The following is a 25,572-nucleotide window of genomic DNA, read 5'->3' as shown; positions in this document are numbered from 1 at the left end:
TATAATTCGTGGAACGGAACGGGGCGCCACTCGCTGAAGGGCCATGCTCCGTTCCTGTCTCGTCGCCGCGCTGACCTCTGCCTTCGTCTTCCACCTCGGGGGATGCCAGAAGGGGCCCGCTTCGCCCTCGCCCGAGCCGCTCGCCAGCGAAGCCGCTCCGGCGATGCCCGCCGCAGGGCTGCCACAGGCGGCTCCGTCCGAGATGGCACCCAGTGGCCCCGGCAAGCCGTCGTTCGCCCGCAATCCCGACGATGTGATGGATGCACTGGCTGCCACGATCGAGGCGCGCGACTGGAAAGCCCTGCGCGCGTTCTGGGGCGACAAGGGCGAGCGCAGTGGCTTGTCGGAGGACGCCTTCGCCGCACGGTGGAGCACGCTGATGGCCCCGGTCGTTACAATCGGCACGGGCGCACAGGAAGGTGCTGCGGGTTCGCTCTATTATACCGCGCCTGTGACCATCGTCGACGGTGCCCGCACCCTGCGCGGCGAGATGACCATCCGCCGCGTCAATGATGTGGACGGCGCCAGCCCCGAGCAGCTGCGCTGGCATATCGAAAGCACGACCATCGCACCTTGATCGGCTGTGACTTGCCAATTTCGTAAGCAACACATACAGACCGGCGCGTCGCAACGCGGTTGACGGCGAATGGGGCACTTGTCGCCCCGGGAGAGGGTCGGCTAGGAACACGGGTTCCCGCTGCGCGACATAGCGCGGGAACAGGTTCCCGCTGACAAGGAATACGCGCCATGCTGCTGTACACGCTGATCTCGATGATCAACTACCTCGTAAACGTCGTCGTGATCGTGGTGATCGTCCAGTTCGTGCTCAGCCTGCTGATCGCTTTCAACGTCGTGAACATGCACAACAACGCGGTCGCGGCGATCTGGAAGGCGCTCAACGCGATCCTCGAGCCACTCCTGCGGCCGATCCGCCGCATCATGCCCGATACCGGCTCGATCGATTTTTCGCCGATGGTTCTGATTATCGGCCTCAACCTGCTGACCATCCTGCTGAGCGGCATCGCCGCCTCGACCGCAGGTATCTGATCCAGACATTACAGGGGCAAAGACATTCCATGACCGCTGCGGTTATCGACGGAAAGGCCTTCGCGGCCGACTTGCGCGCGCGCGTGGGCGAACTCGCCGCTGCGTTCGAAGCCAAGGCAGGGCGCAAGGCGGGCCTTGCCGTGGTGCTCGTGGGCGAGGACCCGGCGAGCCAGGTCTATGTCCGCTCCAAGGGCAAGAGCACGCTCGAAGCCGGCATGAACAGCTTCGAGCACAAGCTGCCTGCCGATGCCTCGGAAACCGATCTCCTGGCGGTTGTCGAACAGCTCAATGCCGATCCTGCGGTTGACGGCATTCTCGTCCAGCTTCCCCTGCCCGGCCACATCGACGAGCAGAAGGTCATCGCCACGATCGCTCCCGACAAGGACGTCGACGGCTTCCACGTGATCAATGCGGGACGCCTCGCCGTGGGCCAGCCGGGCTTTGTCCCGTGCACGCCACTGGGCTGCCTGATGCTGCTCAAGGACCGGCTAGGCGATCTTTCCGGCCTCGATGCCGTGGTCATCGGCCGCTCGAACATTGTCGGCAAGCCGATGGCGCAGTTACTCATCGCGCAAAGCTGCACCGTGACTGTCGCGCACAGCCGCACGAAGAACTTGGCCGACGTCGTCCGCCGCGCCGACATCGTGGTTGCCGCCGTCGGTCGCCCGGAAATGGTCAAGGGTGACTGGATCAAGCCGGGCGCGACTGTGATCGACGTCGGCATCAATCGCGTCGCAGGAGCGGTGGAAGGCAAGTCGAAGCTCGTCGGCGATGTCGACTATGCCTCCGTTACCGAAGTTGCCGCGGCGGTAACGCCGGTTCCGGGCGGCGTCGGCCCGATGACCATCGCAGTCCTGCTGCGCAATGCGCTGGTCGCCGCCTACCGCAACGCCGGTCTGGAACTCGCTCCCGACGTCATCTGAGACGATTGTCTCGTCCTCGATCCTGCGCAAGGCCGGGGGGTGGGCAGGGCATGGCGCTTCGGCTAGGCTGCGGCAATGAAGCGCCTGATCCCCCTTGCATTCCTCGCCCTTGCCGCACCCGCATTCGCCCAGACTGCTGCGGCACCCGCCGGGACCCAGCGCCCGCAGCGCGCCTATGCCAACCCCAGCGCGCTGATCGCCGCGGACATCGGCTTTGCCCGTCTGGCGCGCGAGAAAGGCCAGTGGACCGCGTTTCGCGAGACCGCCGAAGATGCCGCCGAGATATTCGAAGGCAAGCGCGTGGTTGCAAAGGCAGCGCTCAAGGAACGCAAGGACCCGCCCGCCCCGGTCAAATGGTCACCCCACGCCGCATGGATCAGTTGCGACGGTTCGGCGGGCCTGACCTTCGGCGCATGGCAAGGCCCATCGGGCGGAAACGGCGAGTACGTCACCGTCTGGCAGCGCCAGTTCAAGGGCAAGGTCGACTGGAAATGGGTGCTCGACGACGGCCAGGATCTGGCCGCTCCGCTGCGCGAGGTTGACTGGGTCGAAGGCAAGGTCGCCGATTGCCCTGCCCGCCGCGACCGTGACGGTGCCGCCCCCGCACCCGGCGGTAAGCGCGACAAGGCAGAGCGCAGCAAGCCGCAACCCTTGCGCCCGCTCGCCGGCCCGATTCCCGGGAGCGACGCCCCGGCGGGTTCCGACAGCAAGGATGGCCAGTCGCGCGATGGCACGCTGGCCTGGCGCTCGACGGTGCTGCCCGATGGCAGCCGCCGCTTCACCGCATGGATGTGGAAAGACGGTGCGATGATCGAGGCGGTCGCCCGCAGTTTCAAAGCGAATGGAGCCTGACGGCCATGTGGCAACTGTTCCTGTCCGCCTTCGTCACGCTGTTCGTGGTGATCGATCCTCCCGGCTGTGCGCCGATCTACGCGGGCCTCACCGCTAATGCCACGGCGCGGCAGGCCTTCTCCATGGCCCTGCGCGCCTGCCTGATCGCCACCGGCATCCTGCTGGTCTTTGCGCTGTTCGGCGAGGACCTGCTGGGCGCGCTGCACATCGAGCTCGACAGCTTCCGCATCGCAGGTGGCATCATGCTCTTCCTGATTGCGCTCGACATGGTTTTCGAAAAGCGCACGGAGCGGCGCGAGGAGCGCGCGGAGAAGGTCCGCACCGCCCAGCCGCAGGTCGAAGACGTCTCGGTCTTTCCCATGGCCATGCCGATGCTGGCAGGCCCCGGTTCGATCGCCTCGGTCATGCTGCTCACCGCGCGCGCCAACGGCACGCAGGAGACGCTGATCATTCTCGGCGCGCTCGCCGTGGTCATGGTCCTGAGCTTTGTCGCCCTCGTCGCCGCCCGCCCGTTGATCCGCGCGCTGGGTTCACAGGTCGAGGCGGTCATCACCCGCCTGCTCGGCGTGCTGCTGGCAGCGCTCGCCGCGCAGTTCGTGATCGACGGCCTGCAGGCTCAGTTCTGATCGGCACACAACAAACAGGGTAACGTGGACGCTCAATCGAGCGCGACAACCACCACTGATTTCGCGGGCACGTCGAGCATGAGCACCCCGCCAGCCAGCTTCGCGCCGTCGAAGCGAGCGGGGCGGACTTGTTCCGGCTGCCCCGGAACATTGTGCGCATCGGTCTTGGCTGCGGTCAGCACCTGTCCGGCAACCTTGCTTGCCCGCAGGCCCCCCAGCTTCAACGACAGCCGGTAGCCTCGGTCCGCATCGGCATTGGCCAGGGCCACATGCACGCGCCCGTCCTTGCCGCGCGCGGCACTGACCGAAACCGCGGGAAAGCTGTTCGCGCCCGATTTGAGCATTGGCGCGGAGACTTCGACCGGAAGCGCGGTCGCGTCCTGGAACGGCACGTACATCGAAAAAACATGGTACGTGGGCGTGCGTGCCATCTTCGCGCCATCGGTCAGGATCATTGCCTGCAGCACGTTCACCGCCTGCGCGATGTTGGCCATCTTCACGCGTTCGGCGTGGGCATGAAAGATATTGAGCGTCATTGCCGCAACGAGCGCGTCGCGCAGCGTGTTCTGCTGGAACAGGTATGCCGGCTCGGTCCCCGGCTCGGGCGCATACCAGGTGCCCCATTCGTCAACGTAGAGCCCGATGCGCCGTGCCGGATCATGCTTGTCCATCACCGCCTCGTGCATCTTGAGGATGCCGTCCATGCGCGAGGCCTGATAGAGGATGTGGTTCCAGTGCTCTGCCGGAAAGCCGGTGGCGGGCGCCTTGTCGCGGTTCTCCCACTTGCCGTCATAGACCGTGTAGTAGTGGAGCGAGATCGCATCCATCAATGGTCCTGCGCTTTTCAGCACGGTGTCCATCCACGCGGTATCGTCGTTGTTCGGCCCCGATGCCACGCGCAGCGCCGCATTGTCGTTGTGCATGTGGAAGGTGGAGCCGTTGCGATGCAGGAACGTCGCGAACCGGCGGTACTCGTTGGCGAAGTGCTCTGGCGTCTGCATCCCGCCGCAGCCCCACGCCTCGTTGCCGATGCCGACGAAGCCCAGCTTCCACGACTCGCGTCGTCCGTTCGCCCGGCGCTCCTCGGCTATCGAATCCTTCGCGCTCGAGGTGATGTAATCCATCCACTCGCGCATTTCCGACGGCGTGGAAGTCGCCATGTTGATCGCCACGTAGGAATCCGCGCCGATCTGATCCACGAAGTCGAAATATTCGTGCGTGCCGAAGGCGTTGCTTTCGAGCCCGCCCCACCAGTCATTCTTGCGAACCGGACGCTGTGCCGCCGGGCCGATGCCGTCGCGCCAGTGATAGATGTCGGCAAAGCAGCCGCCCGGCCAGCGGACGACCGGCACCTTGATCACCTTCAACGCCGCCGCCACGTCGCTGCGTATGCCCCGAACGTTCGGGATGGCGCTATCAGGCCCCACCCAGATTCCGTCATAGATGTCGCCGCCCAGATGTTCGGCAAACTGGCCCTGGAGATAACGCGACAGGACGGGGCCCTGCCGATCGGCATGAAGCGTCCCGGCAATCTCGGGCGCTGCATCTTTCGCTGCCAGGGCGCTGCTGCTGCCCAGAACAAGCGTCAGCGCGCCCAGCGCGGATCCCAGCCACTTCCCCATCATGCCTCCCACTCCCTGCGCGCCTTTTCGCGCTCGCAAGGGAGCAAAAAGCCCGGACACGTCAACTGCGCAATTGGCCAATCCCGGCTATTGCAGCGTCACTCGGCCGCCATCGTCGCTGTCGCGCTTGCCGAAGAACTGCATGAGCTGCACCAGCAACTCGCATCGCTCGGCAAGAGTATCGGCCTCGAGCAGCGCCTGCTTTGCCGCAGCGTCGAACGGTGCGATCTGCGATACGCCGTTGATCAACGACATGTCATCCAGCCGCCCGACCGAATCCCAATCGACCGAGTAACCCTGCGCATCGGCGAACTTGCGCGATTCACGTTCGAACGAGGCCCGCTCGACCGCGCTAAGCGCCTCGTTGAGGTCGTCCTCGATCAGTTCGGCCTCGACCTGCCGGAAAGGCGTCGTCACCTCAAGCTCGCGAATCAGGCGAAAGCGCGACACGCCTTCGAGAACCACGTTGTAGCGACCGTCCTCCAATGCCTCGACATCGGCGATCTTGCCGACGCAGCCGACGCTGAACAGGGGCGCCCCTTCCACCGGCGATTGCGGCTGGATCATCGCGATGCGGCGATCGCGCGCCAGCGAGTCGCTAACCAGCGCACGGTAACGCGGCTCGAAGAAATGCAGCGGCAGTTGCAGGCCGGGATAGAGAATCGCCCCGGTCAGCGGAAAGATGGATAGGCGCGTCGTGTTCACCGTGGCGCCCATCGCCTCAACCGAACAGGACGGAGGAAAGCTTGCGCCGCGTGGCCGCAACCCACGGATCCTCAAGGCCGGTCGCCTCGAAGATCTGCAGCAACCGCGCCTTGGCAGCGCCTTCGTTCCAGTCGCGGTCAGTCGTGATCATGGCGAGCAGCTTTGCCGCAGCTTCGTCGCGCGCGCCACTGGCATAGAGGGCATTGGCGAAGGCCAGCTGCGCCTCCATATCGGCAGGACGTTCCGCCGCCGCTGCGCGCAGGGCCGCAAGTTCTGCCTCCTCGGGCACATCCTCGGCCAGCGCCAGTGCCGAGCGAGCCTGCGCGATCGCCGGGTCTGCGGCCAGCTTTTCATCGAGTGAGTCGATCACGGCCTGCGCTTCGTCACGCTGCCCCGCCAGAATCAGTGCGCGCACCAGCCCTGCGTGGGCCGGGGCATTGTCGGGAGCGATCTCGACGATCTGGGCAAAAATGCTCGCGGCCCGTTCTCCGTCGCCCTCGGCCAGGACCTCGTCAGCCATGGCAAGAAGCGGTGTCACATCCTGCGCAGCCTCGCCCGCCTGCACCGGCAACTTGGCAAGAAGCTGGTCCAGATACTGCTTGAGCTGCGATTCGGTTCGCGCCTGCGTGAGGTCGGCCACCGGCTGGCCCTGGAACATCGCGTAGACCGTCGGGATCGAGCGCACCTGAAACTGCGCCGCGATGAACTGCTCCTCGTCGACATTGACCTTGGCCAGAACCACGCCCTTGTCGGCATATTCGGCCGCGACCTTTTCCAGCACCGGGGTCAGCGCCTTGCACGGCCCGCACCATTCCGCCCAGAAATCGAGGACGACCAGCTTGGTCATCGACGGTTCGACCACATCCTTGCGGAATCGGTCGACTGCCTTCTGCTCGTCGAGATTGAGCCCCATGCTGGCCAAGTTGCGTCTCCGGTTTCGTTCTTAAAGGGTTTGCGCGTGGTCTACCATGTGGGAACCCTGCGCGGTTCGGCAAGGGGAAAGGGGCTTTTGGCGACAGACTTGTCCGCAGGTGCATTTTTGCTGTTGCGCTAATCCCGAGTCATGGTTAGAGGCCCCCACACCCCAGCCGGACGGGGACTTTCCCACCGGCCAGAAACGCACGAGCGGGCGTAGCTCAGGGGTAGAGCACAACCTTGCCAAGGTTGGGGTCGAGGGTTCGAATCCCTTCGCCCGCTCCAGTTTCGATAGGAAAATCAACGACTTGTGCTGGCCTGATCGGCTGAGTTTATGGCTCGTCGGGATCTACGGGTCCACGACGGGTCCACCATCGAGCCGCGTTCAAGCGTGCTTGAGAGTAGCGGATCGAATTCGACGGCCTAATTTTTGCGAAGCTCAGGCGCTTCGCTCTCTGAACGAGGCCTCCGATCCACACCGACTGGGCACACTGCAGGGTGGGATTGGGATCCTGGCATTCGGCTATCGCCTGACCAAGCCAAGCATACGGCGGTGTGTCTGCAACTCCTCACCACAGATGTCTCTTCAAAGGAAGAGCGCTTTTGCGCCAACGCGCTGAGGGATCAAATCCCTCCCGCTCCGCCACGGACCATTCCACAGGGTTCCGTAAACGACCACTGGTCTCGACTTTTTCCTCCTGATTACCGATGCTTAGCAGACCGGTTCGGCCTCAGCCGTCCGTACCCGTCCATGCCCATCCAACGAATCGGAGGGGCGAAAACGAGGTACGCGCGGTCGAAAAACGAGGTATTTTGGAGACCGAACCATGCTTACCGATGCCAAGGTGCGCACGGCCAAGCCGCGCCCCAAAGCTTACAAGATTGCCGACGCCAATCGCCTTTTTCTGATGGTCACTCCGAGCGGCGGCAGGCTGTGGCGCTGGAACTACGAATATGACGACAAGAACAAGACCATGGCCTTTGGCGCCTATCCGTTCGTATCGCTGGCCGATGCTCGCGCGAAGCGCGATGAGGCCTATGCCGTGCTGTGCGAAGGGCATGACCCCAATGTCGCGAAGCGGCTGAAGATCGAGGCGAAGGGGATGCGGCAATGGCATGGGCGATGCCTTTCGCGAATCGGCCTGACACGCCGCCATCCGCGCCGGACCCGGGGTTTCGCGCCAGTTTCAGGACGTTTCGAACGCGATTGCGACCAGATGGCCCTGACGCGACGGGTATCGCCCCGGCCAGTTTGATATCTGACTTCCACAGGCCCAAGCTGACATGGGCAGGATCGCATAATCGTGGTCGAGAGGTGACAGCCGTGAATGAAAAGCCAATCCTGATCGTCGGTGCCGGTGGGCATTTCGGACGCCATATCGCGCCGCTGCTGATCGAGCGCGGCTTCACCAACGTGCGTGGCTTGGTCCACCACGACCAAGCAGAGGCGATTGCCCGGTCAACCGGGATCACCGACATCGCGCGCGCCGACCTGAACGACCAGGCCGCGGTGCGAGAGGCGCTTAAGGGCGTCGGCGCGGTATTTTACATTCCCCCCAAGTTCCTGCCCAACGAATCCGAGCTGGGCGTGCAGTTGGTCGAACTGGCAGCGGAGGCGGGGGTCGAAAAATTCGTCCTGTCGGGCGTGATCTATCCGTTCATCACCGACATGTGCAATCATTGCGAAAAGCTGCCGGTGGAACTGGCGCTGATCAAGTCGGGCATGACTTTCGTGATCCTGCACCCGACCAATCTGATGCAGTCGACCGGCATTTTCTTCTGGGAAAAGGTGCTGGAAAGCGGCGAATATGTCGAGCCGTGGGCGCGCGACAAGAAGAGCAGCTATGTCGATTACCGCGACGTCGCCGAAGTCGCCGCGATCGCGCTGACTGAGGATCGGCTAGACGGAGGCATTTTCGACCTGCAGGCCGCGGGCACGCTGTGCGCCGACGACATCGTCGTGATGATGAGCAATGCGTTGGGCCGTCCGATCACCACACGCGACCAGCCGATTGACGAATGGAACGCCGAGAACATGCCCGAGATCGACTGGCTGCGCGAGGCCTTTGCCGGGATCGACCGGTTCTATTCGAACTACGGCTTTCCGGGCGGCAACGACCTAGTCCTGCGCACCATCCTAGGCCGCAAACCGCGCCAGATGGAAGACTACATTAAGGAACTCGTCGCCGAAACCAGCGCAGAGACCAGCGTCGAGGCCTGACCGCAGGCGGATCGGACGGGATCAGCGATCTCGCCCCGCGCCCGCGTTGCCAAGGTCGTACTCGAACAGGTCGGTTCCCCCCACAACTGGCCCAGCATAGCGGGCGCGGACCCCGGCAACATAGGCCACAGTGCTGCTCTCGTCATCGCCGCCGGGGATGAAGTGGTTCAGCACCACCATCCCCACCCGCGCCTCTGCCGCCAGCGCGCCGACTGCGTCGGACGTCAGGTGCGCCCTGGCCATGTGCGTGCGGGTCTGATCCCACAACGCTTCGGGCAGGTCGTACTGGCGGATCGCGAACTGCGTCGCCGCCTCGACATCGGCCACTTCGCTGACCAGCACGTCGGCATCGTGGGCAAAGGCGGCGACGCGCTGGTCGGACCCGGTGTCGCCGGTAAAGACCACGCTACCCTCCGCCATGTCGAAACGGTAGGAGAACGACCTGTCGAACGCGGCCGAGGCGCTGTCCGGGTCACTCAGGCGGAAATGGTTGTTCTGGGCCGCGCTGACGGTCATTGCGCCGTCGGCCATAACCGGCCCATCGGCATCAAGCTCAGTCACGGCGAAGACCGCATCCGATGCAAGGCGGATCCCCTGTGCGCGGAAGATCCGTTCGGATGCGACGGTGAAGCGGCGCGCGGCGGTGACCGTGTCGCTCGTGCCGGGGGGGCCGAAGATGCGCAGCGCATCCTGCCGATTGCCCATCGCGACATAGGCGATCACTTCGGCCAGGCCGGCGACGTGGTCGAGATGCAGATGCGTCAGAAAAATGGCATCGACGTCCTGCGCCGCGAAGCCTGCCTGATACAGGCGGCGCAGTGTTCCCGCCCCAGCGTCGATCAGCATCACCTTGCCGTCGGCGACAAGCAGGCTGGCCGGCTCGGACCGGCGCGAACGGATCGGCGGTCCGCCCCCGGTGCCCAGCAGAATCAGCCTGGCGAGGCCCGGCTCAGGCGTGCCCTGCTCGGTACCGCTCCGCGGCTCTGCCAAGCCGCGATCCGCCGCACGATCGGCTGCCGCCGCTGCTGGCGCCTCGCCTGCCCGCACCGGGTCCGCGATCGCTATTCCCAGCATTGGACCCAACGCCAGCCCCGAGGTCGCCAACGCATTTCGCCATTTAGTCGTCGCCATGTCCCTCGTCCTCCGCCTGTTGGTTTGGCGGCGAGACTACCGCTGCGCGTGTCCGGCAGGGCGATCCGAAATTTGCTGCACCGATACCCGCGGCGTAAGGGGCCCGGCGCCAGCCCCCTCGATCGGCGTATCCCGATAAGGCGCGGCGATAGGGCCGATCCGAAATCGCGATTTGCCCAGATGCCACGCTATCAACCACAAGGTCGACGCCCGGAAAACAGGGTGGAAACAGGGGGATGACGCGCGGCTAGCGCCGAGCGATGCCGCACCGTCAGGGTGCAGCAAAGCGGTGCAATGCCATTGCTGATTTGGGGTATCACTACGACCAGATTCGCATCTTGTCGATGGCACCTCCAAACGACGAAAATAGGCCTGCGGAACCGTCAGCAAAACGGTGACAGAGAGTGAGGATTGCCTGGATAGAGGGGGGATCTATCCGACTGTTAACATTGCGGAATAGTGCTGGACGGACCGCCGTCCCGCGTTTCACGCTATTGTGGGGGCTGGCCGCGCGCCGTTTGGTACGACAGCGAACTCGGCGCGCGCGATGCGGCGACCCCTTAATCTTGCAACGATAAGATAATTTGTGGAGGGAACGAATGAAATCTAGATTTCTGATCGCGGCCGCAACCGCCGCACTGGTCGCGATGCCGATGTCTGCGCAGGCGCAGGATGCAGAGGGAGTCGCAGCCGACGCCAACGATGCGAACGAGCAAGCCTCGGCACTAGGTGAGATCGTCGTCACCGCGCAGCGCCGCGCCGAGAACGTGCAGGCCATGCCGCTGGCGATCACCGCGGTCGGGTCCGAGGCACTGGACCGCAAGCAGGTCGTCAGCATCGACGGCCTGACCTCGCTCTCGCCCGCGTTGTCGATCGGGCAAGCGTCGGGCTTCAGCCGCATCTACATACGCGGCGTCGGCGCCGGTTCGATCTCGCTGGGCCAGGAACAGTCGGTCGCCTTTCACGTCGACGGCGTCGTCATCGGCCGCCCTTCGGCGCAACTCGCCAACTTCTACGACATCGAGCGGGTCGAGGTGCTGCGCGGGCCGCAGGGCACGCTCTATGGCCGCAACGCGACCGGCGGCGCGATCAACCTGATCACGCGATCGCCGACCGAAGATTTATCCGGCTATTTCGACGTCACGTACGGCAACTACGATCACATGCAGCTTCAGGGCGCGATCAGCGGCCCGCTGGCCCCCGGCGGCGCGGTGAAGGCCCGCGTCGCATTCCAGCGGATCAAGCACGACGGCTATGGCCGCAACGTGTTCCTGAACGAGGATATCGACAACCAGGACAGCTGGGCCGTGCGCGGCATCGTCGAGGCAGAACCGAGCGACGCCTTCGACATCCGCATTTCGGCCGACTACGCGCGTGAGGACGACAACAACTACGCGATGAAGTACTTCGGTACCTATGGCGGGTTCCCGATCACGCCGGGTGCGCGGGTGGTCATCAATTCGCGCGACATCGCGTCGGACGTACATGTCGTGAACGACCGCACCTTTTGGGGCCTCAACGGCACCATGGGCCTCGACGTCAGCGACCGTATCCGTTTGCAGTCGATCACCGGCTACCGCAATTCCGAACGCTTCAACATCTTCGACATCGACGGCACCTCGGCAGAGCAGGCGACCGGCATCCAGGTCTATGAAAAGGCCAAGCAGTTCTCGCAGGAACTGCAGGCGCTCTACACCGCGCCGGGGATCGAGGGCGTCGTCGGGCTCTACTACTTCAACGAGGATCTGGCCGCGTCCCAGCAGACGACCTTCACCGGCGTCGGCACCCTGCTTGGCTTCCCCCAAGCCGGGTTCCGCCCCGACGGATCGCTCGACGTCAAGGCCTACGCCGCTTTCACCCAATGGGGCGTGCAGGTCACGGACCAGCTCAAGCTGACCGCCGGGCTGCGCTACAGTTATGAGAAGCGCGAGACCGACGGCTCCTTCCTGATCTTCAACTTCCAGCCGGCACCGGCGGCGGCCAACCTGCTGATCCCGACCGGCAAGGATGACAGTTGGAGCGCGTTCACCCCGCGCTTCGTCGTCAACTACGAAGTCAATCCCGACGCGATGCTCTATGCCTCGGTCACGCGCGGGTTCAAGAGTGGGATCATCATCATCGGCAGCCCGAACCCGCCGGTGGATCCCGAATACGTCTGGTCTTACGAAGCGGGTGCCAAATTCGACCTGCTTGACCGCAGGCTGCGCATTAACGCCGCTGGGTTCTATTACGACTACACAAACCTGCAGGTGAACCAGGTCGTCAACAATCAGGCGGTGACGACGAACGCCGCGTCGGCGACATTCAAGGGCGTCGAACTCGAAATCGTCGCGGCCCCGGTCGACATCCTGCGGCTGCGTGCCAACGTCGCCTATCTTGATGCGACCTTTGGCGATTACTTCACCAAACACCCGACCGCCCCGGCAGCCGCCAGCCCGGTCAACCTCAACGGCAACCAGTTGCCCAACGCGCCGAAATGGTCGTTCACGGTTGGCGGCGAACTGGAGCTACCGATCGGCTTGCCGGGCCGCCTCTCGCTGCAAGGCGACGTGGAATATTCGAGCCGCGTGTATTTCAACGAATTTGAAGAAAACAAACTGTCGCAAAAGCCTGTCGCGCTGGTCGATGCATCCGTGCGGTTTGAGGCGGACAGCGGCTGGAACCTGTCCGTCTTCGGGAAGAACCTGACCAACAAACTGGTGCGCAGCGGCATGACGCTCGGTGCTCAGGCAGTCTCGTTCATGATAAACGGCAGCTACAAGGCGCCGCGGACATACGGCATCAAGGTCGGCTACGAATTCTGAGCCGATCGAGAACCTCCGACAGGCCGGGCCACTGCGCACGATCCTTTCGCGCGCAAGGCTCGGCCTTCATGCCTGCCTTTCCGACCTTGAGTGGAGCGGACCCGATGCCCCCATCCTCCGACGCCGACGATGCCCATATGGACGCGCCGCGCCATGACTTGGTGATCCGCGGCGCGCGTGTGTTCGACGGGCGCGACATGCTGCCGGGCACGCATGACATCGGCATCGATGATGGGTTCATCACCGCCGTATCGGCCAGACCGCTACAGGGCCGTTCCGAAATTGACGCCGACAACCGTTGGGTCACCCCCGGGCTGATCGACGCGCATATTCATTTCTATGACGTCTTCGGCATCAACGACGCGGCCTCGATGCGGCATTTCGAGCAGGAAATTGCCCCCGACCGCCTGATGCAATTCCTCGAACACGGGATCACCACCGTAAAGTCGGTGGGCGACCCGACCGACGGAATGCTTACGATTCGCGACAGAGTGGCCGCCGGGGACCTGCCAGGGCCGCGCGTGCTGACGACCGGCTTGGGCATCACCGGCATCGACGGGCACCCCGCCGCGACTATCTTTCGTACCAACCCCTTCGCCCGCGCGCTCGCCACCGGCGAGGTGGAGACGGTCGAACAGATGCGCGATACCGTGCACCACCTGGCCGATCGCAAGGTCGATGCGATCAAGCTGCTGTCCGAAGGCGCCAAGGGCTGTTGTGGCGCCGAACGCTATGTCTGGGATCTGCCGATGCTGCCGCCACCGGTCGAACTGGTGCGCTTGCCGGTCGATCTGTTGCAGGCTGGCGTCGATGCCGCGCACGAACGCGGCCTGCGCGTTACTGTGCACACCGCGCAGGAAGAGGCAGTGCGCGAGGTGCTGGAGGCCGGGGTCGACGCGCTGGAACACGGTGTGACGGTGGAACCGATCGCAGACGATGGGCTGATCGCGATGATGCTGGACCTCGACGTCACTTACGTTCCGACGCTGTCGATCAAAGGTGCGTTCTTCCCCGACGCGATGACCAACCTGAAGCGCGTCTCCGATGCGGGCGTACGCATCGCGATGGGCAGCGACAGCTTTGGCGGCGGCCCCGGCGGATTCGGCGAGAATAGCGTCCGCGAAGCCGAATTGATGGTCGAGGCCGGGCTGACCCCGCAGCAGGTCCTGGTCGCCGCGACCAGCGTTGCCGCGGCCCATTGCGCACGCGATGACCTGGGCACGATCGCGCCGGGCAAGCGGGCCGACCTGTGCCTGTTCGATGCCGATCCGCTGGTTGACATCGCCAATATCCGCAAACTGACGACGACGATCCTCGGCGGCCGCGTGATGGTCGCGCGCGATCCGGCATGAACGGGTATCACAGGGCCGGGTTTGGCATACCCCCGGCTCACGGGGCGTCTGATACGAATTGAAGCGATTGGAAATATTGACGTGAACCGACAACAGAACAGCATGGCCCCCGTCCCGCCGTTGCCCGCGGCAGGTCGCAACCTGCAAACGGATCAGCGGGCATGAGGCTGGTAACTTTCGAGAGCACTGGCGGGAATGGCGCTGAAGAGCGGCTAGGCGCGTTGGTTGGCGACCGGGTGCTCGACTTGCGCGCTGCCGCCGACCTGCGGGGCATGGCCGCCTTTCCCGCAACGATGCAGGCGCTGATCGAGGCGGGCGACAGGGGACTCGACGATGCCCGCACGCTGGTTGCAGCCGCGCCCGGAGAGGCGCTGGTCGTCGCCCCGCGCCTGCTTTCGCCGTTGCCCCGGCCGATCAGGCTGCGCGATTGCTGCCTGTTCCTCGAACACATGGAAGTGTCGATGGGTCGCATTTGGCGCGAACAGGCACGCGCCGCCGGGAAGCCCGAGCCCCAGCCCGATGCAAACGGCCGGTGGCTGAACCAGCAATATTATAGGCAGGTCATCTACTACAACGCCGATAACCTGCACATCGTGGGTCACGAGGACGACATTCACTGGCCGGTGCAGCCCGGCTGGGCAGATTTCGAGCTGGAATGGGCCTGCGTAGTCGGCAAGGACGGCCGCGACCTCACCGCAGACAATGCCCGCGACCACATCTTCGGCTATACGATATTCAACGACTGGTCGGCCCGCGACATCCAGTTCCCGTTCATGGAAGCCGGACTTGGCCCCGGCGAGGCAAAGGATTTTGCCAACGGCCTTGGCCCGTGCATCGCGACGGTCGACGAATTCGACGATCCCTATGCGCTCACCATGACCGCGCGGGTCAATGGCGAGACGTGGACCACCGGATCGACCGGCACCATGCACCACAGTTTCGAGGACGCGATGGTCCAGTTCACCCGCGGCAAGACGCTGTTCGCGGGCGAAGTCTTCGGATCGGGCACGGTGCGGGGCGGCTGCGGACTTGAGCTGGAGCGCGAACTGGCCCACGGCGATCTCGTCGAGCTGGAGATCGAGGGCATCGGCGTGATGCGCAACCGCGTGCTCTTTCCGCAGAGCGCCTGACGGGGCGCGACAGCAAGCGACAGAACAGGAGAGGATAGATGGCAGGCATCAGCGGCATCCGGTACGTCCGGTACCAGGCACCCGATCTGGACAGGATGGAGCAGTTCCTGACCGATTTCGGAATGGTCCGCAGCGCGCGCACCGATAGCGCGCTGTTCATGCGCGGCACCGGCGGACAGCACCACATCCACATCACCGAACTGGGCGACGAACCACGCGCTATTGGCGTGGGCCTCAGGGTGGAAACGCGCGCCGATCTCGACGCGATCGCGGCACGGGCGGGCGTTGCGGTAGAGGGCGTAACCGAGCCGGGCGGTGGGTGCCGGGCGGTGACGCATGATCCGAACGGCATCCGGATCGAGATCGTTCACGGCCAGGCGGAACTGGACCCGATCGCCACGCGCGATCCGCTGGTGCTGAACCACTCGCGCGAAAGTCGCCGACTCGGCGCCTATCAGCGGCCAGCGCGCGGCCCCTCGCACGTCGCGCGTATCGAACATGCCGTGCTCGAAGCCCCCGAATTCGAGGCGGCGCGCGCGTTCTATTGCGACATCCTAGGCATGGAGACGTCAGACACGCTCTATGCCGACGATCCTCACGCGCCGGTCATCGCCTTCCTGCACTGCGGGCTGGGCGAGGCCTATACCGACCATCACACCATCGCCCTTGCGAAAAGCACGAACGCGGGCTTTCACCACGCCGCCTTCGTCACGCTCGACTGGGATGACCTGATGCTGGGCCACTTCCACCTGAAGGAAAAGGGATATCGCCACAACTGGGGCATCGGCCGCCACATCATCGGCAGCGAGGTGTTCGATTACTGGCGCGATCCCTTTGGCAACATGGTCGAACATTGCTGCGACGGCGACATGGTGAACGCCGCGCACGAACCCAGCAACCAGTTGCTGGAGGAAGATGCGCTCGCCATCTGGTCGGCGCCTCCAACCGAAGTCGTCATGCCCACCGATTGAGGGCTGACTGCTTCGCGGGCCGTTTTCAGGTTCGCATTCAGAGCCTTGGGGGGCGGGGTCGGTCGTGCCGGCCCCGCCCCTTATCGCATCAGCCCGCCATCTCGTTCAGTTCGCCAAATGCCTCGTCGGGCAGATCGATGTCGGCCACCGCCAGGTTCTCGCGCAAGTGCGCGATCGAGGACGTACCTGAAATCAGCAGGATGTTGGGCGACCGGCGCAGCAGCCACGCCTGCGCCACCTGCAGCGGCGTTGCGCCGAGATCATCGGTAATCCGCAGCAACGTCGCGGACTGCACCGGGCTGAAGCCGCCCAGCGGGAAAAACGGCACATAGGCGATGCCGTCGCGCGCCAGCTCGTCGATCATCGCATCGTCGCCGCGGTTCGTGATGTTGTACATGTTCTGGACGCAGACGAAGGGCGCAACAGTGCGCGCTTCGGCCACTTGCGCCGGGGTTACGTTGCTGATCCCGATGTGGCGGACCAGCCCCTGCTGCTGGAATTCGGCCAGCGCCGACAGTGGTTCTTCGATCGAACCCTCGGCGGTTCCCAAAGGCGCGAACATGGCGCGCAGGTTGACGACGTCGAGCACGTCGAGGCCGAGGTTGCGCAAGTTGTCATGCAACGCCTTCGCCAGTTGCTGGCGCCCCATCGCGGGCAGCCATTCACCATTGTTTCCGCGCACCGCGCCGATCTTGGTGACGATGGTCAGGTCGTCGCGGTAGGGGGCCAGCGCCTCGCGGATGATCTGGTTGGTGACGTGCGGGCCATAGAAGTCGCTGGTGTCGATATGGTCGACGCCCAGGTCCACCGCCTCGCGCAGCAGCGCGATCGCCGCCGCTCGGTCCTTTGGCGGGCCGAACACGCCCGGCCCGGCCAGTTGCATCGCGCCATAGCCGACACGCCGGACCGCGCGGTCGCCAAGCTTGTATCGGCCTACTTTTCCGAGATTCACTTCCAGTACTCCAGTCACGGTGATCGGATCTATCGCGCCGCGTTCAGCCCCGCCTTGCGCATCAAGTCGCAAAGCCGTTCGGACAGCGGGGTCAGCGGCAGCCCCTGGCGCCGCACGATGCAGATCGGCGCCGAAGGGATGGGCGCGATGTTCGACAGCGGGAGGCAGAAATTGCCCAGCGGCATCACCTTGAACATCTGTTCAGGAAAGACGGTCAGCAGGTCGGTGTTGGCGACCGTCAGGATCGTGACCAGCATCGACGGCGAATAGACCACCACCTTGGGATCGGGGAGGTTCAGTTCGCGCAGCAGGCGACCGAGATCCTTTTCGGCGCGGCGATCCTCCAGCGAAACGCTCGCCCAGCTCGCCCCGCTCAGCCCTGCAAGGTCGCGCACGTCGAGCAGCGGATGCTCGCGCCGAGCGGCGATGACGTGGTTGAACGACAGCAGGTGCTCGACCGAGAACTTCTGCGAGACGCTCCGCGGATCGACCGGGCCAATCCAGAAGTCGATCAGTCCGTCGGTCAGCTTCTGCTCGATCGCGCCGAAGAAATCCTGCGTGATCTTGACCACCGCCTGCGGATATTCGCGGTTGAAGGATTCGATCGCGCGGGGCAGCAGGACGAGGCTGGCGATCGGCGAAAGCGAGATACCGACTTCGCCGACCAGTTCGCCCTCCCACTGCAGCGCCTCGTCGCGGGCGCGCTGAATCTCGACCTGGATCGCCTCGACACGGCGCACGAAGCGTTCGCCCGCCGGGGTCATCGTCGCGCCCTTGGCATGGCGTTCGAGCAAGACGACGCCAAGGTCGCGCTCCAGTTCGCGGATGCTGCGCGAGATGACCGGCTGCGCGAGGTTGAGGCTGCGGCTGGCGGCGCGCAGGCTTCCGGTATGCGCCACCGCGAGTAGGTCACGAAAATGCTTGAGCTTCATCAGGTACGTCTTCCTAGCGTTATGCTATCACAAGGCATCGGTTACGTTATCGCCCCTTTGGCCGGCGATACCCGGACTGGGCAGTGGCGGCCACGGCGGCAACGGTTTGTCGAATCATCTTCAGGTCACGGAAAACAAATGACCTTCCGGTGCTCTCCACGATTCGCGATGCCATTTTAGGCACAGTTGCGGGGAGAAAGCGATCTTGCCATCCAGGGTATCACCCCGCCGCAGATGTCATCTCACCAAGATCGGTGACCGCGGCTAGCTTGCGGAATGCGACGCGCCTCGACCGCGGCCCGAAAGAGGGTGGCACGACGCGCTTCGGGAAAAACGGGCCGGTTGGAGAGGATGAGATCATGATCGCTTGGCGATGCCCCGCGGAGGGGCGCGGTGGAAGGTGCGGATCACGGCCGCCGAACCGCCCGACCATTTCGCAGCCTTGCTGACATCCGCGTAGAGCGATGCTCGCCGCGCCCCACCTGACACCAGCCTCACCTTACCCAGGCCAAACCTGACCCAGCCACCAACCACCGTCGATCGGTCCGCCGCGACAGGGCATCAACGACAACAATACCGGGAAGACAAGGACACCATGAAACCGCAATACGATGTCGGCGTCGTCGGCTATGGCCTTTGCGCGGCCGTGCTGGTCAACCTCCTGCTCGAACAGGGCCTCAGCGTCGTCGTCTTCGACAAGGATCCGGGCGTGCTCGAACTGCCGCGCGCGGCGCACTTCGATGACGAGACGCTGCGCACGTTCCAGCTGCTCAAGGCGGCGGACGACCTTGCCGAACATTTCACCCATTCGCGCGATTACGGCATGTACAACGCCGATGACGAACGCGTCTGGGGCTTTGCCGAGATCGAGCATGTCCCGACCGACCAGGGCTGGCTGTCCGACTACTGGTTCTTCCAGCCCTACGTCGAACACTATCTGCGAGACAAGGCGAAGGCGCTGGGCGGTGTCGCCAAATTGTCTTGCGAGGTTGTCGGGCTGGAGCAGTACACCGACGGGGTCACCATCACCTATGTCGACAATGGCGAAAACGGCGCCGGCGCGACGCAGAGCGTCGACGTGGCCTGGGTCGTCGGGGCGGACGGGGCGAGCTCCTTCGTGCGCAAGGCGATCGGTACCCAGTGGGAAAAGCTGGCCGAGAGCCAGCGCTGGATGATCGTCGACATCAAGGTACACGAAGGCATCGACCTGAACCTGACGCACGACGCCTGGACCAAGGTGACGCCGCAGGAAACCGTCACCTTCTGCCCGATGCCCGAAAACATCCAGCGTTTCGAGCTTACGCTGAACGACGAGCACGACATTGAAGAGGTGATGACCCCGCAGGCAATCGAGAACTTTATCGCCAAGTGGTTTAAGCCGGGCGAGTACGACATCCTGCGCCAGGACGTCTATCACTTCCACTCGCTGGTCGCAAACGACTGGCAGAACGGGCGGGTGCTGCTGGCGGGCGATGCCGCGCACCTCAACCCGCCATTTCTCGGTCAGGGCGTATGCGCCGGGGTGCGCGACGCGCTGAACCTGGCCTGGAAACTGGGTCGCGTGGTTAACGGCCAGTCGGGCCCCGAACTGCTGACCAGCTACACCGCGGAACGCCGCCCGCATGCCTACGAACTGGTGCGCATCGCGGCGGAACTGGGCGATCAGCTGGCCTGGATGGCCAAGGCGACGAAAGAGGAAATCGCCGCCCTGCCCGAACAGGTTTACGTCAATCCGCGGCCCAGCCTGGGCGCGGGTCTGAACCCCGATGCCACCCGCGCGGGCACGCTGTCGCCGCAGCCGCACCTGTCCGACGGCACGCTGATTGACTATCGGATCGGCTACAACTTCGCGTTGGTCGGCAGGCCCGAGGTGATCGACGCGCTATCGCAGGCGGCGCGCGACGATCTCGACGCGATGGGCGCGGTCATCCTGTCGGACGACGGCGCCGACGTGGCGGAAGCGCTGACCAAGGTGGGCGGCAAGGCGATCCTGATCCGGCCCGACCGCTATCTTGCCGGGGTGGGCGAGTCGGCGGACGACATGAACCGGATCATCGCCGACATGCGCGCGGCGCTGGCCTGAATGCGCGACGGAGCAAAGCAATGTCAGGAACGAGTATGAGTGGCGAGCAGTTGGAGCCGAAACCCTTTGCTGGGGGCATGGTCTGGGGCGAAGGGCCGCGCCGCCATGATGGCGCGCTGTGGCTGTCCGACACGCAGGGCTCGCGTCTGTGGACTGATGCGTCGGGGACCTGGACCCCGCACGAACTGGATGCGCCTAGCAACGGTTTGTGGTTCCTGCCCGACGGGCGGTTGGTCGGCGCGATGATGGGGCAGAAGCGCGTGGGCGTGTGGACCGGCACGGCATGGGAAACCTACGCGGATCTCGCCCCGCTGGCACCCGGCCCGGTCGGTGACATGATCGGCGATGCGCACGGCAATCTCTATGTCGACGATGTCGCCTATGCCGCGCACAAGGGCGAGGCGCCCCGCCCCGGCCGCATCCTCTTCATAGGTGCCGACGGCACCTTGAAGGTCGCGGCGGAGAACATCGAATTTCCCAACGGCATGGCGCTGATCGACGGGGGCCGCACGATGATCGTCGCCGAAACGATGGCGCAGCGGTTGTCGGCGCTGACCGTCGCGGCGGATGGGACGCTGACCGACAAGCGCGACTATCTCGACGTGGCGGCGGCGACCGGCGCCAATGCCCGGCCCGATGGCATCTGGGGCACGCCGGGCGGCGTCTGGGTCTGCACGCTCGACGGGCGCAGCCTCGTGTTGGTCCGCGACGGTGCGGTGGTGCGGCGGATCGATACCGGCGACGGCTGCCCGATCGCCTGCTGCGCCGACGGATCGCGCTTGTTCGTAACTATGGCGCGCACCGGCGGGCTGCCGGTGTTCGAGGCGGTCAACGCCAAGGCCGTATCCGCCGACGTCGTGGTCTATGATCTCGATGCCTGAGGCCGCCTGACTGCTGCTGCAAGGAATTTGCACCATGACTGACACCGCCAACCCCGTGATCGTGGGCACTGGCCATACCAAATTCGGCAAGCTTCCGGCAACGCTGGAAGAACTGATCGTCGCGGCGGGGAGCGAGGCGCTGGCCGATGCCGGGATCGACGGCGACGGCATCGATGCCGTCTGGCTGGGCCACTTCAATGCCGGACTGGTGCTAGACGGATTCTGCTCGTCGATGGCGATCGGCATCGATGAGAAGCTCCGCTTCAAACCCGCGATCCGCACCGAAAATGCCTGTGCCTCGGGCTCCGCCGCGGTTTATGCCGCGCTTGACGCGGTGCGCAGTGGGCGGATCGATACCGCGCTGGTCATCGGGGTGGAGAAGATGACCGGCCACGACACCGCTGGCGTCACTCGCGCCTTGTCGGCGGCCAGTTACCAGGCCGAGGAAGCGGGCATGTCGTTTCCCGAAATCTTCGCGCAATACGCCCGCGCCTATGCCGATCGCTTCAGCAGCCCGGTCGAGGCGATGGCCCGCATCGCGGTAAAGAACCACGCCAACGCGATGCTGAATCCGCTGGCGCAGCTGCACAAGCCGCTCGAGCTAGAATTCTGCCTACATCCCTCGGAGCGCAATCCAATGATCGCCGACCCGCTGAAGGTCACCGACTGTTCGCTAGTCAGCGACGGGGCGGCGGCGATCGTCATCACGCGCGGCGACCGGGCGGGCACGTTCGACCACGCGGTTCAGTTCCGCGCCGCCGAGCAGGTGAACGACATCCTACCGCTGTCGCGCAAGGACCCGGCCGCGTTCGAAGGACCGCACCGCGCCTTCGCCAGGGCCTATGCTAAGGCGGGACTGACGGTGGACGACATCGACCTGGCCGAAGTGCACGACTGTTTCACCATTGCCGAACTGCTGACGACAGAGGCGATGGGTCTGGCCGCGCCGGGCCAGGGCCGAGCCGTCATCGACGAGGGGCAGACCGAACGCGGCGGCCGCCTTGCCGTTAACCTGTCGGGCGGGCTCAAGGCCAAGGGCCACCCTGTCGGCGCCACCGGCGTATCAATGCATGCGCTGATCGCCCGGCAACTCACCGGCAAGGCAGGCGACATGCAACTGCCCGGCGCAACGCGCGGCATCGCCTTCAACATGGGCGGCGGTGCGGTGGTCAGCTGCGTCTCCATCCTCGAAACCCTGCGCACCTGAACCCGCCCGCGCCCCTTATCCGAGCAGGAATACACGATGGCAAAACCGATATTCGACGAAGCGGCAAAGGCCCTAAAAGGATGCCTGTCGGACGGAATGACGATCTGCTCGGGTGGGTTCGGCGTGTGCGGTATTCCTGAACGGCTGATCGACGCGATCCTGGCCGACGGGGTGGGACGGCTGACCGTCGTGTCGAACAATCCGGGGCTCGACAGAATCGGGCTGGGCAAGCTGATCCGGTCGGGCCAGATCGTGAAGATGATTTCGTCATACGTCGGCGAGAACAAGGAATTTGAACGCCGCTATCTGGCCGGCGAGATCGAGGTCGAGTTCTGCCCCCAGGGCACGCTGGCCGAACGATGCCGCGCGGGCGGCGCGGGCATTGCCGCGTTCTTCACGAAGACCGGCGTCGGCACCGTCGTGGCCGAAGGCAAGGAAACCCGCGAGTTCGATGGCGAGACCTATCTGATGGAACGCGCGATCCGGGCCGACCTGTCGATCGTCAAGGCGTGGAAGGCGGACGAGGCGGGGAACCTGCTGTTCCGCAAGACCGCGCGCAATTTCAACCAGCCCATGGCGACCGCATCGTCGATGACCGTCGCCGAAGTTGAGGAGATCGTCCCCGTCGGCACTTTCGACCCGGACGAAGTGCACCTGCCAGGCATCTACGTCCAGAAAATCGTGCTGGGCTCGCCTTACGACAAGCATGTCGAGTTCCGCACCACCCGCCCTCGCGACGGGGGCCAGGCCTGATGGGCTGGACCCGCAACGAAATCGCGATCCGCGCCGCGGCCGAACTGCGCGACGGGTTCTATGTGAACCTGGGCATCGGCATTCCAACGCTGGTCGCCAACAATATTCCGCCGGGCATCTCGGTCACACTCCATTCGGAAAACGGACTGCTCGGCATCGGCCCCTTCCCTTACGAGGGCGAGGAAGACCCCGACCTGATCAACGCGGGCAAGCAGACGATCACCGAGCTTGCCGATTCCAGCTATTTCTCATCATCCGACAGCTTCGCGATGATCCGTGGCGGCCACATCGACCTGACCATCCTGGGCGCGATGGAAGTCAGCACCGGTGGCGACATTGCCAACTGGATGGTGCCGGGCAAGATGATCAAGGGCATGGGCGGGGCGATGGACCTGGTCGCGGGTGTGCGCAAGGTGATCGTCACCATGGAACACTGCGCGCGCGACGGATCGCCCAAGTTCGTCGAGGCCTGCTCGCTGCCGCTGACCGGGGCGAACGTGGTCGACATGCTGATTACCGATCTTGCCCATTTCGAACGTCCGGCCAAGGGCGAACCCTTTGCCCTGCGCGAACTGGCGCCGGGCGTCACGCTCGACGAATTGCGCGCGAAAACCACGGCATCGTTCGCCGCCGGGGATCGCGACCCTGCACCAGTGTAATCGGGCGGGTACAGTCCGCCTTCTTGGGAGAACCTGCAATGAAACTCTTGCGCTACAACGTCGATGGCAACCCGGTTGCCGGTGTCGTATTGGGGGACGGCATCGTCCGCATCGCCGACGTCCTGCCCGAATATTCCCGCATGGTCGATCTTGCCGCCGCCGGGCCTGATGCGCTTGACCGGCTGGGCGACAAGCTGGCCGGCGCGCAGCCGCGCGACGCGCTGGCCGAAGCGAAACTGCTGGCCCCGATCGAGCGGCCCAGCAACTTTCTCGCGATCGGCATGAACTATTACAAGCACGCGCTGGAAGGCGTGGCGCTGGGCGTGGTACCGCCGAAATACCAGGTCTGGTTTCCCAAGGCGACGATTTCACTGTCGGGACCGTTCGACGATATCGATCCGGGCGTCACCACGCAGCTCGACTATGAGATCGAACTGGCCGCGGTAATCGGCCAGACGGCCCGTTACGTCTCTCCCGAAGAGGCGCCGAACCACGTCTTCGGCTATACCGTTGCCAACGACGTTTCGGCGCGCGACTGGCAGCTGCACACCAACACCTGGACCATCGGCAAGTCGTTCGACACGCATGGCCCGATCGGACCCTACATTGTCACTCCCGACGAGATCGGCGATCCGCACAACCTGAGGATGCGGACATGGGTCAACGGCGAACTGCGCCAGGATTCGAGCACTAGCGAGATGATCTACAATATCTGGGAGCAGATCGAATACCTGTCGACCGCCTTCACGCTGGAGCCGGGCAACATCCTCGTCACCGGCACGCCCGAAGGCGTCGGCCATGCGATGACGCCGCAAGTGCACCTGAAGGAAGGCGACATCGTCCGCTGTGAGATCGAAAACATCGGCGCGATCGAGAACAAGGTGATCGCCTCGACCGCGAAGCGCTTCCCCGAATTGGAAGTCGACCGCATCTCGCGCGTACTGGCCGAAGGCTCGGCGGCCTGAACCCGTCCCCTTGATCCGGGTGGAAGGGGGGGTGCGCGCTAGCGCGCCCCCACCGCCTCGATCAACGCCGCCATCGGCTCTGCCGAACGCTCACGCCCGCCAGCATAACGCTGTTCCTCGGCATCATCGACCCATGCAGTCAGCGCCATCGCGTAACTCGCCCGGTCCCGCATCCGCGCATACCAGTCGCCAAGGTTGGGCTTGCTCGCGAACAACGCGCCCAGGCCCAGATCGCGCAGGCGGGTGACGTAAGGCGTCAGGTCGGCATCGGCCAGCGTATAGGCGTCGCCCGCCAGAAAGGGCGCACTGGCCAGCGCATCGTCCATCGCCTGTGCCAGCTGCGCGAACCGGCGCACGGCCATCGCCGGCCACGGCGCGTCCCAGCCATGATCGAACAGGTCGCGCGATATCCGGCGCTTGCTCGGATCGGTCAGCCCTGGCAGTGCATGCTCCAGCGTCTCGGCCGGAAGCTGGCGGAACATCTCGCGCCCGATCGCGGCAAAGGTCAGGATGAAGACGTTGAGGTGGAGGCTGTCGTCCACCTGTTTCGACCATAGCCGCACCCGATGCCGTCCCGCCGCATCGGCGGGCATCAGCGCCGGGCCGTCAAAGGCGTCCTCGACATATTCGCTGATGATCCGGCTCTCGTTCAAGACCACGCCGTCGTCGACCAGGGTTGGCACGACGCCATTGGGATTTAGCCGCAGGTATTCGGGATCGCGCAGCGTCGCCCCCTCGCACAGCCGGCTTTCGTAAGGCACCTGCTTTTCGGCAAGCGCCAGCCGCACCTTCTGCGCGCAGATCGCGCCTCCGAAGTGATATAGTACCGGCATCGTCCCTT

At 64.6% G+C, this 25,572-nt stretch carries 24 protein-coding genes and 1 tRNA gene; 18 read left to right on the top strand and 7 right to left on the bottom strand.

What is annotated here, in order from left to right; translation table 11 throughout:
• Positions 1 to 43: 43 nt before the first annotated feature.
• The 5 genes from AC2A04_RS09770 to AC2A04_RS09750 all read left to right on the top strand — a co-directional run bounded on the left by AC2A04_RS09770 (position 44) and on the right by AC2A04_RS09750 (position 3,448).
• Complete coding sequence (locus AC2A04_RS09770; RefSeq protein WP_484212131.1) at positions 44 to 577, top strand: hypothetical protein; 534 nt, start codon at positions 44 to 46, stop codon at positions 575 to 577.
• 170 nt (positions 578 to 747) lie between these two features.
• Positions 748 to 1,047: a YggT family protein gene (locus AC2A04_RS09765; protein WP_484212130.1), complete on the top strand. Its 300-nt coding sequence runs from the start codon at positions 748 to 750 to the stop codon at positions 1,045 to 1,047.
• Between the two features lie 29 nt (positions 1,048 to 1,076).
• Complete coding sequence (gene folD / locus AC2A04_RS09760) at positions 1,077 to 1,970, top strand: bifunctional methylenetetrahydrofolate dehydrogenase/methenyltetrahydrofolate cyclohydrolase FolD (RefSeq protein WP_484212129.1); 894 nt, start codon at positions 1,077 to 1,079, stop codon at positions 1,968 to 1,970.
• Between the two features lie 75 nt (positions 1,971 to 2,045).
• Positions 2,046 to 2,822, top strand: a complete 777-nt coding sequence (locus AC2A04_RS09755) for a hypothetical protein (RefSeq protein WP_484212128.1) — start codon at positions 2,046 to 2,048, stop codon at positions 2,820 to 2,822.
• 5 nt (positions 2,823 to 2,827) lie between these two features.
• Positions 2,828 to 3,448 carry a MarC family protein gene (locus AC2A04_RS09750; RefSeq protein ID WP_484212127.1) on the top strand — a complete coding sequence of 207 codons (621 nt, stop codon included), beginning with the start codon at positions 2,828 to 2,830 and terminating at the stop codon, positions 3,446 to 3,448.
• A gap of 32 nt (positions 3,449 to 3,480) precedes the next feature.
• Here the strand turns inward: AC2A04_RS09750 and AC2A04_RS09745 are convergent, their stop codons facing one another.
• The 3 genes from AC2A04_RS09745 to AC2A04_RS09735 form a co-directional block, all read right to left on the bottom strand.
• Positions 3,481 to 5,073, bottom strand: coding sequence for an alpha-N-arabinofuranosidase (locus AC2A04_RS09745; protein ID WP_484212126.1), 1,593 nt, complete (start codon positions 5,071 to 5,073; stop codon positions 3,481 to 3,483).
• Between the two features lie 84 nt (positions 5,074 to 5,157).
• Positions 5,158 to 5,787: an LON peptidase substrate-binding domain-containing protein gene (locus AC2A04_RS09740; RefSeq protein WP_484212125.1), complete on the bottom strand. Its 630-nt coding sequence runs from the start codon at positions 5,785 to 5,787 to the stop codon at positions 5,158 to 5,160.
• Positions 5,788 to 5,791: 4 nt separating this feature from the next.
• Positions 5,792 to 6,688, bottom strand: a complete 897-nt coding sequence (locus AC2A04_RS09735) for a tetratricopeptide repeat protein (RefSeq protein WP_484212252.1) — start codon at positions 6,686 to 6,688, stop codon at positions 5,792 to 5,794.
• A gap of 212 nt (positions 6,689 to 6,900) precedes the next feature.
• Between AC2A04_RS09735 and AC2A04_RS09730 the strand changes: the two genes are divergently transcribed.
• The 3 genes from AC2A04_RS09730 to AC2A04_RS09720 all read left to right on the top strand — a co-directional run bounded on the left by AC2A04_RS09730 (position 6,901) and on the right by AC2A04_RS09720 (position 8,911).
• A tRNA-Gly gene (locus tag AC2A04_RS09730) sits at positions 6,901 to 6,975 on the top strand.
• Positions 6,976 to 7,517: 542 nt separating this feature from the next.
• Complete coding sequence (locus AC2A04_RS09725) at positions 7,518 to 7,946, top strand: Arm DNA-binding domain-containing protein (protein ID WP_484212124.1); 429 nt, start codon at positions 7,518 to 7,520, stop codon at positions 7,944 to 7,946.
• A gap of 68 nt (positions 7,947 to 8,014) precedes the next feature.
• Positions 8,015 to 8,911, top strand: coding sequence for an NmrA family NAD(P)-binding protein (locus tag AC2A04_RS09720; protein ID WP_484212123.1), 897 nt, complete (start codon positions 8,015 to 8,017; stop codon positions 8,909 to 8,911).
• 21 nt (positions 8,912 to 8,932) lie between these two features.
• Here AC2A04_RS09720 and AC2A04_RS09715 read toward each other — a convergent pair whose 3' ends face one another.
• Positions 8,933 to 10,042 (bottom strand): MBL fold metallo-hydrolase, encoded by a 1,110-nt coding sequence (locus AC2A04_RS09715; RefSeq protein ID WP_484212122.1) that lies wholly within the window; start codon positions 10,040 to 10,042, stop codon positions 8,933 to 8,935.
• A gap of 599 nt (positions 10,043 to 10,641) precedes the next feature.
• On the opposite strand from AC2A04_RS09715, the gene AC2A04_RS09710 reads away from it, so the two are divergent.
• The 4 genes from AC2A04_RS09710 to AC2A04_RS09695 all read left to right on the top strand — a co-directional run bounded on the left by AC2A04_RS09710 (position 10,642) and on the right by AC2A04_RS09695 (position 16,299).
• On the top strand, positions 10,642 to 12,846 hold the full coding sequence (locus tag AC2A04_RS09710) for a TonB-dependent receptor (protein ID WP_484212121.1): 2,205 nt from the start codon (positions 10,642 to 10,644) through the stop codon (positions 12,844 to 12,846).
• A gap of 104 nt (positions 12,847 to 12,950) precedes the next feature.
• Positions 12,951 to 14,198 (top strand): amidohydrolase family protein, encoded by a 1,248-nt coding sequence (locus AC2A04_RS09705; protein WP_484212120.1) that lies wholly within the window; start codon positions 12,951 to 12,953, stop codon positions 14,196 to 14,198.
• Positions 14,199 to 14,359: 161 nt separating this feature from the next.
• Positions 14,360 to 15,328 (top strand): fumarylacetoacetate hydrolase family protein, encoded by a 969-nt coding sequence (locus AC2A04_RS09700; protein WP_484212119.1) that lies wholly within the window; start codon positions 14,360 to 14,362, stop codon positions 15,326 to 15,328.
• Positions 15,329 to 15,366: 38 nt separating this feature from the next.
• On the top strand, positions 15,367 to 16,299 hold the full coding sequence (locus tag AC2A04_RS09695) for a VOC family protein (RefSeq protein ID WP_484212118.1): 933 nt from the start codon (positions 15,367 to 15,369) through the stop codon (positions 16,297 to 16,299).
• Positions 16,300 to 16,387: 88 nt separating this feature from the next.
• Here the strand turns inward: AC2A04_RS09695 and AC2A04_RS09690 are convergent, their stop codons facing one another.
• Entirely contained in the window at positions 16,388 to 17,251 is an 864-nt protein-coding gene (locus AC2A04_RS09690) for an aldo/keto reductase family oxidoreductase (protein ID WP_484212117.1), read from the bottom strand.
• 29 nt (positions 17,252 to 17,280) lie between these two features.
• Complete coding sequence (locus AC2A04_RS09685) at positions 17,281 to 18,183, bottom strand: LysR substrate-binding domain-containing protein (RefSeq protein WP_484212116.1); 903 nt, start codon at positions 18,181 to 18,183, stop codon at positions 17,281 to 17,283.
• Positions 18,184 to 18,778: 595 nt separating this feature from the next.
• Here AC2A04_RS09685 and AC2A04_RS09680 point away from each other — a divergent pair.
• From AC2A04_RS09680 to AC2A04_RS09655, 6 genes are read left to right on the top strand one after another with little or no spacing between them, the layout of a single operon-like run.
• Positions 18,779 to 20,266 (top strand): bifunctional 3-(3-hydroxy-phenyl)propionate/3-hydroxycinnamic acid hydroxylase, encoded by a 1,488-nt coding sequence (locus AC2A04_RS09680; RefSeq protein ID WP_484212115.1) that lies wholly within the window; start codon positions 18,779 to 18,781, stop codon positions 20,264 to 20,266.
• Positions 20,267 to 20,286: 20 nt separating this feature from the next.
• Positions 20,287 to 21,147, top strand: coding sequence for an SMP-30/gluconolactonase/LRE family protein (locus tag AC2A04_RS09675; RefSeq protein WP_484212114.1), 861 nt, complete (start codon positions 20,287 to 20,289; stop codon positions 21,145 to 21,147).
• A 34-nt stretch (positions 21,148 to 21,181) separates the two neighbouring features.
• Complete coding sequence (locus tag AC2A04_RS09670; protein ID WP_484212113.1) at positions 21,182 to 22,354, top strand: thiolase domain-containing protein; 1,173 nt, start codon at positions 21,182 to 21,184, stop codon at positions 22,352 to 22,354.
• 36 nt (positions 22,355 to 22,390) lie between these two features.
• A complete protein-coding gene (locus tag AC2A04_RS09665; protein WP_484212112.1) occupies positions 22,391 to 23,107 on the top strand; it encodes a CoA transferase subunit A in 717 nt (238 codons plus the stop codon).
• On the top strand, positions 23,107 to 23,766 hold the full coding sequence (locus AC2A04_RS09660; RefSeq protein WP_484212111.1) for a 3-oxoacid CoA-transferase subunit B: 660 nt from the start codon (positions 23,107 to 23,109) through the stop codon (positions 23,764 to 23,766). Before AC2A04_RS09665 ends, AC2A04_RS09660 begins: the two co-directional genes overlap by 1 nt.
• 38 nt (positions 23,767 to 23,804) lie before the next feature.
• Positions 23,805 to 24,731, top strand: coding sequence for a fumarylacetoacetate hydrolase family protein (locus AC2A04_RS09655; protein ID WP_484212110.1), 927 nt, complete (start codon positions 23,805 to 23,807; stop codon positions 24,729 to 24,731).
• A 38-nt stretch (positions 24,732 to 24,769) separates the two neighbouring features.
• Here AC2A04_RS09655 and AC2A04_RS09650 read toward each other — a convergent pair whose 3' ends face one another.
• Positions 24,770 to 25,564, bottom strand: coding sequence for a glutathione S-transferase family protein (locus AC2A04_RS09650; protein ID WP_484212109.1), 795 nt, complete (start codon positions 25,562 to 25,564; stop codon positions 24,770 to 24,772).
• Positions 25,565 to 25,572: the final 8 nt, after the last annotated feature.

It is taken from the genome of Novosphingobium sp. HNCC26DJ243 (assembly GCF_057180545.1).
This window is presented reverse-complemented; position numbering and strand designations above follow the sequence as displayed.

Bases quoted from the DNA above. Each gene is read 5' to 3' on its own strand.
- AC2A04_RS09675 (WP_484212114.1), top strand. From the start codon at position 20,287: ATGTCAGGAACGAGTATGAGTGGCGAGCAGTTGGAGCCGAAACCCTTT.
- AC2A04_RS09695 (WP_484212118.1), top strand. From the start codon at position 15,367: ATGGCAGGCATCAGCGGCATCCGGTACGTCCGGTACCAGGCACCCGAT.
- AC2A04_RS09710 (WP_484212121.1), top strand. From the start codon at position 10,642: ATGAAATCTAGATTTCTGATCGCGGCCGCAACCGCCGCACTGGTCGCG.
- AC2A04_RS09770 (WP_484212131.1), top strand. From the start codon at position 44: ATGCTCCGTTCCTGTCTCGTCGCCGCGCTGACCTCTGCCTTCGTCTTC.
- AC2A04_RS09650 (WP_484212109.1), bottom strand. From the start codon at position 25,564: ATGCCGGTACTATATCACTTCGGAGGCGCGATCTGCGCGCAGAAGGTG.
- AC2A04_RS09755 (WP_484212128.1), top strand. From the start codon at position 2,046: ATGAAGCGCCTGATCCCCCTTGCATTCCTCGCCCTTGCCGCACCCGCA.
- AC2A04_RS09685 (WP_484212116.1), bottom strand. From the start codon at position 18,183: ATGAAGCTCAAGCATTTTCGTGACCTACTCGCGGTGGCGCATACCGGA.
- AC2A04_RS09680 (WP_484212115.1), top strand. From the start codon at position 18,779: ATGAAACCGCAATACGATGTCGGCGTCGTCGGCTATGGCCTTTGCGCG.
- AC2A04_RS09660 (WP_484212111.1), top strand. From the start codon at position 23,107: ATGGGCTGGACCCGCAACGAAATCGCGATCCGCGCCGCGGCCGAACTG.
- AC2A04_RS09670 (WP_484212113.1), top strand. From the start codon at position 21,182: ATGACTGACACCGCCAACCCCGTGATCGTGGGCACTGGCCATACCAAA.
- AC2A04_RS09715 (WP_484212122.1), bottom strand. From the start codon at position 10,042: ATGGCGACGACTAAATGGCGAAATGCGTTGGCGACCTCGGGGCTGGCG.
- AC2A04_RS09725 (WP_484212124.1), top strand. From the start codon at position 7,518: ATGCTTACCGATGCCAAGGTGCGCACGGCCAAGCCGCGCCCCAAAGCT.
- AC2A04_RS09705 (WP_484212120.1), top strand. From the start codon at position 12,951: ATGCCCCCATCCTCCGACGCCGACGATGCCCATATGGACGCGCCGCGC.
- AC2A04_RS09750 (WP_484212127.1), top strand. From the start codon at position 2,828: ATGTGGCAACTGTTCCTGTCCGCCTTCGTCACGCTGTTCGTGGTGATC.
- AC2A04_RS09665 (WP_484212112.1), top strand. From the start codon at position 22,391: ATGGCAAAACCGATATTCGACGAAGCGGCAAAGGCCCTAAAAGGATGC.
- AC2A04_RS09735 (WP_484212252.1), bottom strand. From the start codon at position 6,688: ATGGGGCTCAATCTCGACGAGCAGAAGGCAGTCGACCGATTCCGCAAG.
- AC2A04_RS09700 (WP_484212119.1), top strand. From the start codon at position 14,360: ATGAGGCTGGTAACTTTCGAGAGCACTGGCGGGAATGGCGCTGAAGAG.
- folD (WP_484212129.1), top strand. From the start codon at position 1,077: ATGACCGCTGCGGTTATCGACGGAAAGGCCTTCGCGGCCGACTTGCGC.
- AC2A04_RS09655 (WP_484212110.1), top strand. From the start codon at position 23,805: ATGAAACTCTTGCGCTACAACGTCGATGGCAACCCGGTTGCCGGTGTC.
- AC2A04_RS09740 (WP_484212125.1), bottom strand. From the start codon at position 5,787: ATGGGCGCCACGGTGAACACGACGCGCCTATCCATCTTTCCGCTGACC.
- AC2A04_RS09765 (WP_484212130.1), top strand. From the start codon at position 748: ATGCTGCTGTACACGCTGATCTCGATGATCAACTACCTCGTAAACGTC.
- AC2A04_RS09745 (WP_484212126.1), bottom strand. From the start codon at position 5,073: ATGATGGGGAAGTGGCTGGGATCCGCGCTGGGCGCGCTGACGCTTGTT.